This is a genomic window from Actinomadura formosensis NBRC 14204 (genome assembly GCF_001552155.1).
GTDB classification, from domain to species: Bacteria; Actinomycetota; Actinomycetes; order Streptosporangiales; family Streptosporangiaceae; genus Spirillospora; species Spirillospora formosensis.
Window position 1 is genome coordinate 85,694 of record NZ_BCQQ01000006.1, and the last position, 6,663, is coordinate 92,356.

The following is a 6,663-nucleotide window of genomic DNA, read 5'->3' on the forward strand; positions in this document are numbered from 1 at the left end:
TGCCGCTCACCCCAATCCGCTCGTGTACCTATCAGACGTAGTTATGCGGGGAACCAGCGGCCTCCACGCCACGCTTGGAGGCATCGTCGGCCTTGCGATGGGTCTTGTCCGAGTTCCGAATGGCTTCGATCACTTTTTTGTACGACTCGATGAACTGGTCGTACGTACCACCGATGGAGTCACGTGCCATCCGGACGGTGGTGTGCAGACCGCGACCGGCCTGGTAGTTGCCCATTGCGCCCTCGGAAGGCGTGGCGTCCTGGATTCGCTCGCTGTAACGCATCTTCTCCAGGTCGTGGAGATCCTTTTCGAGCTTTTTCACGATGTCCTTGAGGGCATCGTGATCGATCTTGATCTCTTTGCCTCCGGCGGTGGGCAGGTGCGGGTGTCCCATGTGCGCTTACCTCCTGATCAGCCCTCTTGCTCTTCGACTGGCCGGGACACAGAACGGCACATGCTCCCCCGTTGGACCCGGTGCGGCGAAGTCGGCCCTGGCCGCGTGAACGGCCAGGGCCATCTCACCCCGGAAGCCCGGGATGAGCCATCGTCGGCCGTCCGATCAACCCCAGATGCCGGAGTTGCTCCGCTCGGCCTGCTGGTAGTTGTCGTGCGCGTCGCGGATGGCGAGGCCCAGCTGCGCCACCACGTTCTGCATGTCCTTGGCGGCGCCGTCCCACTGCTTCTGGAAGACCCAGTACGCCTCCTGCGCGGAGCCCTCCCACTGGTTGAGCTTCGTCCGGAGCTTGCCCTCCAGGTCGTTCAGCTCGTCCATCAGGGCGCGGGCGGCCTGGCTGAACTGTGCCTCGCCCTCGCTGAGGCCACCGAAATTGGCTCTCGTGTAGCTCATGATTCCCCTTCTCCAGCTCTCGTCACCTAATGCGAATCGGTCAGGTCGTGCCGTTGAGCAGGGCCTGAACCTTGTTCACGGCCTGCTCGGACATCTCTTCCTTCGACTCGTAGGTGATCTTCGTCTGGACCAGGCTCTGGTGCATGCCCTCAAGTGCGCGAAGGACCTTGCCGAAGTCCTCGTTGAACCGGTTGAAGACCGACTCGAAGGCCATGGAGGCGTTGCCCTCCCAGGCCGAGCGGACCTGCTGCTTGTGTCCTTCGAGCTGCGTCTGCAGCCCCTTGATGATGTTCGCGGATGCGTCGATGTCGTCCGCGGCCTGCTTCATTGCCGCTCTGTCGACGGCAGACTGCTGCCCCATCAGTCACCTCCAGTGACTCGTATCCTCGTGACCCGCGAGGGTGGTCCAGAACAGAGGCGCCGGGCCAACACCAACTGCCCCCGTATCGGCAGCGCAATGAACCCTGTGGCCTTGAAAGGCGGGGGGTCGCACCGCAGAGTGCCTCCCACCATAGGATCTTCCTCGCCGGGTGTCCATCCGTTCATCCACAGTCATGGACGCAATAGCGCCCATTGCGGTTTCACCGAATCCGGAATCGGCCGATGATCAGTTCCCTGCCTGGGCATTCGTGGTCTGGGTGGATACCGCGGCCGGATCGAGGACCGGGCCCTGCACGATCAGGTCCAGAACTCCCGCCGGCACCTTCGAGGCATCGCCGGGCAGCGAGTAGCCGAGCTTCTCGGCCGTCTCCTTGTCCTTGATCGGGAATCGTTTTCCTTCGGCGACCAGGTAATAGGTGTTGACCTGGTCGGCCTGCCCCGGACTCGGGACCCGGCCGGCGAGGGCCGCGCTGCCGGGCGGGAAGACCAGCTGGTCGGCGCCGCTCGGCTTGGGTGCGTCCGGTGGAGCCGGAAGCGAACCGTTGAGGGTCAGGACAGCGTCCTTGTTGCCGCTCGGGTCGCTGTAGAGCGCGCACAGCGGGCTCGTCCCGTTGAAGGGGACGAGGGCGGGCGCTTTGCCTTCGAGTTTCTGGTCCCGTATCGGCTGCGAGGACCGTCCGACGGCGTTGACCTGTCCCGCGTCGATGTCGATCGCCCGGACGGCTCCGTTGCCGTAGGCCTTGCGGGTCTGCGGGTCGGCGACCAGCAGGTCCCGCTGGATCGGGGTGATCGGCGCGAGGCCGTCCGCGAGGAGGACGAACGAGGACCCGGCGCCCGACGCGGTGTTCAGGCTGAAGATCTGCCCGACCCGCGCATTGCCTCCCGGGCCGTTCACCGGCTGCCCGAGCCCCTGGATCTGCGGCGCGGCGAAGTCCGGCCCCTGGGTGACGGAGTTCAACCACTTTCCGGCGATCGGGGCGGGTGTCGCGCCGAGCGTGGTCAGCGCGTACGGCGGCATCCGCATCCGGGAATTGCGCCACAGCAGCCAGTTCTGGCCGTCGGCCTGCACGGCCAACGCCTGGCCGTCCTGCAGCGGGGTGCCGCCGACCTTGCGTCCGGCGGTGAGTGTGACCAGCGACCGGCGGCCCAGCGAGGTGCCCTCGACCGTGCGCACGCAGACCGCCCATGGGGCCTTGGTCAGCTCGTCGGGCTCGGGAAGGGTGTTCGGCGCGCCCGGAATGCCGATCACGGGGCCGCGCTGGAATTCCTTGAGCGACGTGCGGGAGACCGTCCGGCGGCTCTTGGGGTCGGTTCCGGCGACCAGCCGCGCGGACACGTAGTTGCTGACCGGGCAGAGCTTGCCGTTCTCGCACCACACGTAGCGGGCGCCGGTCTCCTTCTCCACGATCAGCATCCCGGCTTTCTCCAGGCCGGTGGCGCCGCCCGGCCGGATGATGCCGTAGATGCCGAACGCCGCCATGCACAGGATGCCGATCATGACGCCGCTGAATGCGGCAATGTTCATCCGCCGCATCGGCAGTTCGGGGTTGTCCGGCTCACCGGAAATGAGCGCCAGCGACGCGCGCTGGTTCATCAGGCGGTGAGCCTGCAGCAGGTCCTTACGAGTCTGCACGCGGCACTCCTAACCGGCGAGCCCGCGCATGTACGCGAACAGTCCGCATTCTCCGAGTGCCAGCGGGATGAGCGCGATCAGCAGGATCATCTCCAGGATGTCCCCGGCGCGGCCCCAGAACGGGGACGGCCGGTTACCGGGCAGCCAGAGTCCGACACCGACCACGGTCGCCGCCACCACGACGAGCGGGACGAGCGCACCCGCGACCAGTGCCACCGGCGAGGCGTCCCACGCCTGCGCGGTCACCAGCGCGCCGACGCCGAGCATGCCGGGCACCATCAGGTTCAGCCGCTGCGCCCGGCCGCGGAACAGCCGCGACCGCAGCATCAGCAGCGCCGAGATGACCGCCGCGGTGACCGGGCCGAGCCAGCCGTCGTCGAACGCGGACGGGACGAGCCCGATGAACGCCACGACGCCGAGCCCGGCGGTGAAGCCGGTGATGAACCGGTTGGCGCGGCCGGTGCGGGTCAGCACCTGCTGCCCGTCCACCATGATCGTGTCGCGCCGCAGGTCGTCCGCGCTCTGCGGCACCGGTGGAAGCGTCACCTTGGAGAAACGGAACGCCAGCGTCGGGGTGAGCGGGGTGAGCATCATCGCCACCACCACCGTGACCGCCGCGATCCCGGCCGCGGACAGGTCCTCGAACAGCAGCGCGACGATGGAGCCGAGTGCGCCGAGGAGCCCGCCGACGACCATCCCCCAGAAGACCGACGCGCCGCCGGTGACGCCGACGAGCAGGATCACCGCGGCCAGCACCAGGGTGCCGAACCCGGCCAGCGCGTTCAGTGCGTCCAGGCCGGAGAACGCGGTGTCGCGCGCCGGGGCGAGCAGGCCGGCGAGGAACGCGTGCGGCAGCGCGGCGAAACCGAGCACCGTGCCCGCCCGCTCGTCGCCCGCGGCCCGCGAGACCGACACCGCCGCGGCGATGTACAGCAGGCAGATCACGCCCGCTGCGGCGGCGGGGACGATCCAGGACGGACCGGCGAGCAGCACCACGAGCGCCGCGACCGCCGAGGCGCCGCCGCCGACGGACAGCGAGAACTGCCGCGTCCACTCCGGCCGCCAGCGGTCCCGCCGGTCCTTGATGGCGGTCGCCACCACGTCCGGGACGTCGTCGAACGCCAGCTCGGGAAGCTGGGACCTGCCCGGCCGCAGGTAGAGGATCTCACCGTCGCGGAGTCCGGCCTGCGCCGGCGTCATGCCGCCGTCGAACGGCGCCTCGTCCAGTCGTTGCAGCACCCATCCGCCGTGCGCGAGACCGGCATCGGCCATCTGGGCGCCGGAATAGTGCAGGATCGCCGGGAAGAACTGGGCGAACGGCACATGAGCGGGGAGCGAGATATCGATGCGGCGCTTCGGGGCCACCACTGTGACCCTGCACAGCTCCGCCCCGGTGACTGAAGCCACTGTTCTTCCTCACCTGTAAGCATGGTCCCTGGGGAGCGTCCGGATACCGGCGAAACCGTAACAGGATAAATTGTGACGGCGCGCGCCAATGGCCGCTCCACCGTCGCGGACGGTATCAGCATCACCGGGAACCGTCCCGTTTCAGCGCCCCTGCCCGCCCGGCAGGCGAGGGAGAGGACCCATGACGTCGGACATCACAGGGCCCGGAGTTCCCTTCGAACGGCGGCTCCGGGAAGAGCGGGAGCGTCTGCGGGCGTCTTCCTCCGCCGATTCCTCCGCCGAGGTGCGGGTCCGCGGTGAAGGCGAGTCAGGCGAAGGCCGCGTGCGGGCCGTCGCGGTGACGGGCGGCCGTATCGAGACGCTGGACATCGACCCTCGCGTCCTGCGCCTGGAACCGGAGGAACTCGCCGCCCACGTGGGCGACGCGCTCAATTTCGCACTGGACGACGTGCGCGCCCGGGCCGGCGCCGAGCAGGCGGACCTCGTCCCCGACCTCGCCGTCCTCGCCGGGGAACTGCAGCGCGTGCAGAACGAGGGGCTGCGCCGGCTGAGCGTGATGACACAGGGCATCAACGAAGCGCTCGCCGGGATCCGCGATCGGGCGTACGTCAGCGGGGAGGCCGCGTTCCCGGGGCTGGAGCACCTCCTGGACCAGGCGGGCGAGGTCGCGCGTTCCGCCCTTCCCGGCGACCAAAAGGAACGGTCCACCGCGGAGGCCGCCGACGACGATGAACTCGTCCGGGTGGTGGCGGACGGCGCCGGGCGGGTCGAGGCGGTCCATCTCAACGCCCGGTCGCTGCGCATGGCGTCTCACGCCCTCGCCGCCACGATCGTCACGACCGCGAACGAGGCGCTCGACTCCGCCCGCGCGGACGCGGCCCAACGATCGAAGGCCGCAGCCGACCCGGATCTCCAGGAGCGTGTGCGCGCCGTGCAAGATCAGAGCATCGAACAGCTTCGCTCGCTCATGGGGTCGCTCACGGCTCTCATGAGCAGCATCCAGAAACGCTGACCGAGGGAAAGCGCATGGGCGAGAACCACCTGGACGTAGAACCCAGGACCATCAAGCGTGCGGGCGCCGGGATCAACTCGTCCGCCCAGCATCTGCAAACCGAATGGGAGCAGTTCCAAGCCAAGCTGCAGGGCCACGGCGAACCCTGGGGCCAGGACATGCTCGGCATGCTGATCGGCGGCTGCTACATGGCCGTCTACGAACTCGCCGCCGAGTGCATCCAGGAGAACATCGCCGGGTTGAAGGGGCACGCGGAGGGCGCGACCGTGATGGCGGCGAACTACTTCCAGGCGGAGGACGCCAGCACCGTCGAGGTCAACCGCGTCCGCGACATTCTCGGCTGAGCCATGGGACTGCAACTCCCCGGAGATCTGATCTCCCTGCTCGGCATGCTCGGTTACGACTGGCCCGAGGCCGACGAAGAGAAGCTCTTCAAAATGGGCGGAGACTGGATCGGCTTCGCCGGCAAGCTGGGGCAGCCGGTCGGCGAGGCCAACGCCCACGCCGCCGCGATCTGGGCGGGCAACCAGGGCGAGGGCATCGACGCCTTCCGCAAGGCGTGGTCGCACGAGGACGCCCCCGGCCCCGCCCTCGGCGACGCCGGCACCGCGTCCACCATCATCGGCGCCGCCCTCATGGTCTGCGGCGTCATCGTCCTCGCCCTCAAGATCCACGTGATCATCCAGCTCATCATGCTGGCCATTCAGATCGCCCAGGCCATCGCGACCGCCGCGGTCACCTTCGGCGCCTCGCTCGCCGAGATCCCGATCTTCAAGATGATCGCGAGCCTCATCATCGACCAGCTCCTCAACATGGCCATCGAAGCGATCCTCAATGGGTAGGCCGAGCCTCGCGGTCCTGGTCCTCGTCCTGCTGCTGAGGGTCAGGTACCACGCACCGCGTGCGGCCGGGCAGAACAACGCGCGCGGCGTCTTCAAGGCCGCCGCGAGCTTCATCCGGTGGGCCGAAAGGCACGGCCCCCGCCGCCCCGTCACCATCACGCTCCGCCACGAACCGGGAATGCCGAAGGCCCAGTTCCGCCGCAAGGCCAGGGCCCTGCAGCGGCTGGGCGACGAAGGCAAGCTGTTCAAGGCCGTCAACCCGGTGCGCAGGCGCGACCGCCAGCGTTCGATCGACCATCGCAGGGACCTGGTGGACCGGATCCACCGGCAGTACGGCCAGCGCAACCCCCAGCTCTCCAGGCGCATGATCCGCCGCCTGTTCGACCAGAGCATGCAGCTGGACCATGTGAACGAGTTGCAGACCGCGGGGGCCGATCTCCGGAATAACCTGCGCTATCTCGACAGCTTCACCAACTGGCGAATCGGCGGGCAGATCCGGCAGCAGATTCACAACCTGCCGGACGGGACTCCCCTGCGTATT

The 6,663-nt window shown here is 68.3% G+C and carries 9 protein-coding genes; 4 read left to right on the forward strand and 5 right to left on the reverse strand.

The genetic code is table 11. The features are described from left to right. Window positions 1–31 precede the first annotated feature (31 nt). The 5 genes from AF1_RS02690 to eccD all read right to left on the reverse strand — a co-directional run bounded on the left by AF1_RS02690 (window position 32) and on the right by eccD (window position 4,268). Window positions 32–394: a hypothetical protein gene (locus AF1_RS02690; RefSeq protein WP_067793347.1), complete on the reverse strand. Its 363-nt coding sequence runs from the start codon at window positions 392–394 to the stop codon at window positions 32–34. 165 nt (window positions 395–559) lie between these two features. Next, a complete protein-coding gene (locus tag AF1_RS02695) occupies window positions 560–847 on the reverse strand; it encodes a WXG100 family type VII secretion target (RefSeq protein ID WP_067793350.1) in 288 nt (95 codons plus the stop codon). 40 nt (window positions 848–887) lie between these two features. Further along, window positions 888–1,208 carry a WXG100 family type VII secretion target gene (locus AF1_RS02700; RefSeq protein WP_084262378.1) on the reverse strand — a complete coding sequence of 107 codons (321 nt, stop codon included), beginning with the start codon at window positions 1,206–1,208 and terminating at the stop codon, window positions 888–890. Between the two features lie 246 nt (window positions 1,209–1,454). Beyond that, window positions 1,455–2,861, reverse strand: a complete 1,407-nt coding sequence (gene eccB / locus AF1_RS02705; RefSeq protein ID WP_131732356.1) for a type VII secretion protein EccB — start codon at window positions 2,859–2,861, stop codon at window positions 1,455–1,457. A 9-nt stretch (window positions 2,862–2,870) separates the two neighbouring features. Next, window positions 2,871–4,268 carry a type VII secretion integral membrane protein EccD gene (gene eccD / locus AF1_RS02710; protein ID WP_067793356.1) on the reverse strand — a complete coding sequence of 466 codons (1,398 nt, stop codon included), beginning with the start codon at window positions 4,266–4,268 and terminating at the stop codon, window positions 2,871–2,873. Between the two features lie 181 nt (window positions 4,269–4,449). On the opposite strand from eccD, the gene AF1_RS02715 reads away from it, so the two are divergent. The 4 genes from AF1_RS02715 to AF1_RS02730 all read left to right on the forward strand — a co-directional run. Continuing rightward, complete coding sequence (locus AF1_RS02715) at window positions 4,450–5,280, forward strand: YbaB/EbfC family nucleoid-associated protein (protein ID WP_067793358.1); 831 nt, start codon at window positions 4,450–4,452, stop codon at window positions 5,278–5,280. A 14-nt stretch (window positions 5,281–5,294) separates the two neighbouring features. Next, on the forward strand, window positions 5,295–5,624 hold the full coding sequence (locus AF1_RS02720) for a hypothetical protein (protein WP_067793360.1): 330 nt from the start codon (window positions 5,295–5,297) through the stop codon (window positions 5,622–5,624). 3 nt (window positions 5,625–5,627) lie between these two features. Then, on the forward strand, window positions 5,628–6,122 hold the full coding sequence (locus AF1_RS02725) for a WXG100-like domain-containing protein (protein ID WP_067793362.1): 495 nt from the start codon (window positions 5,628–5,630) through the stop codon (window positions 6,120–6,122). Beyond that, window positions 6,115–6,663, forward strand: a 549-nt coding sequence (locus tag AF1_RS02730) for a hypothetical protein (RefSeq protein WP_217999798.1), incomplete at its 3' end; no start/stop codon positions are given. The genes AF1_RS02725 and AF1_RS02730, both read left to right, overlap by 8 nt.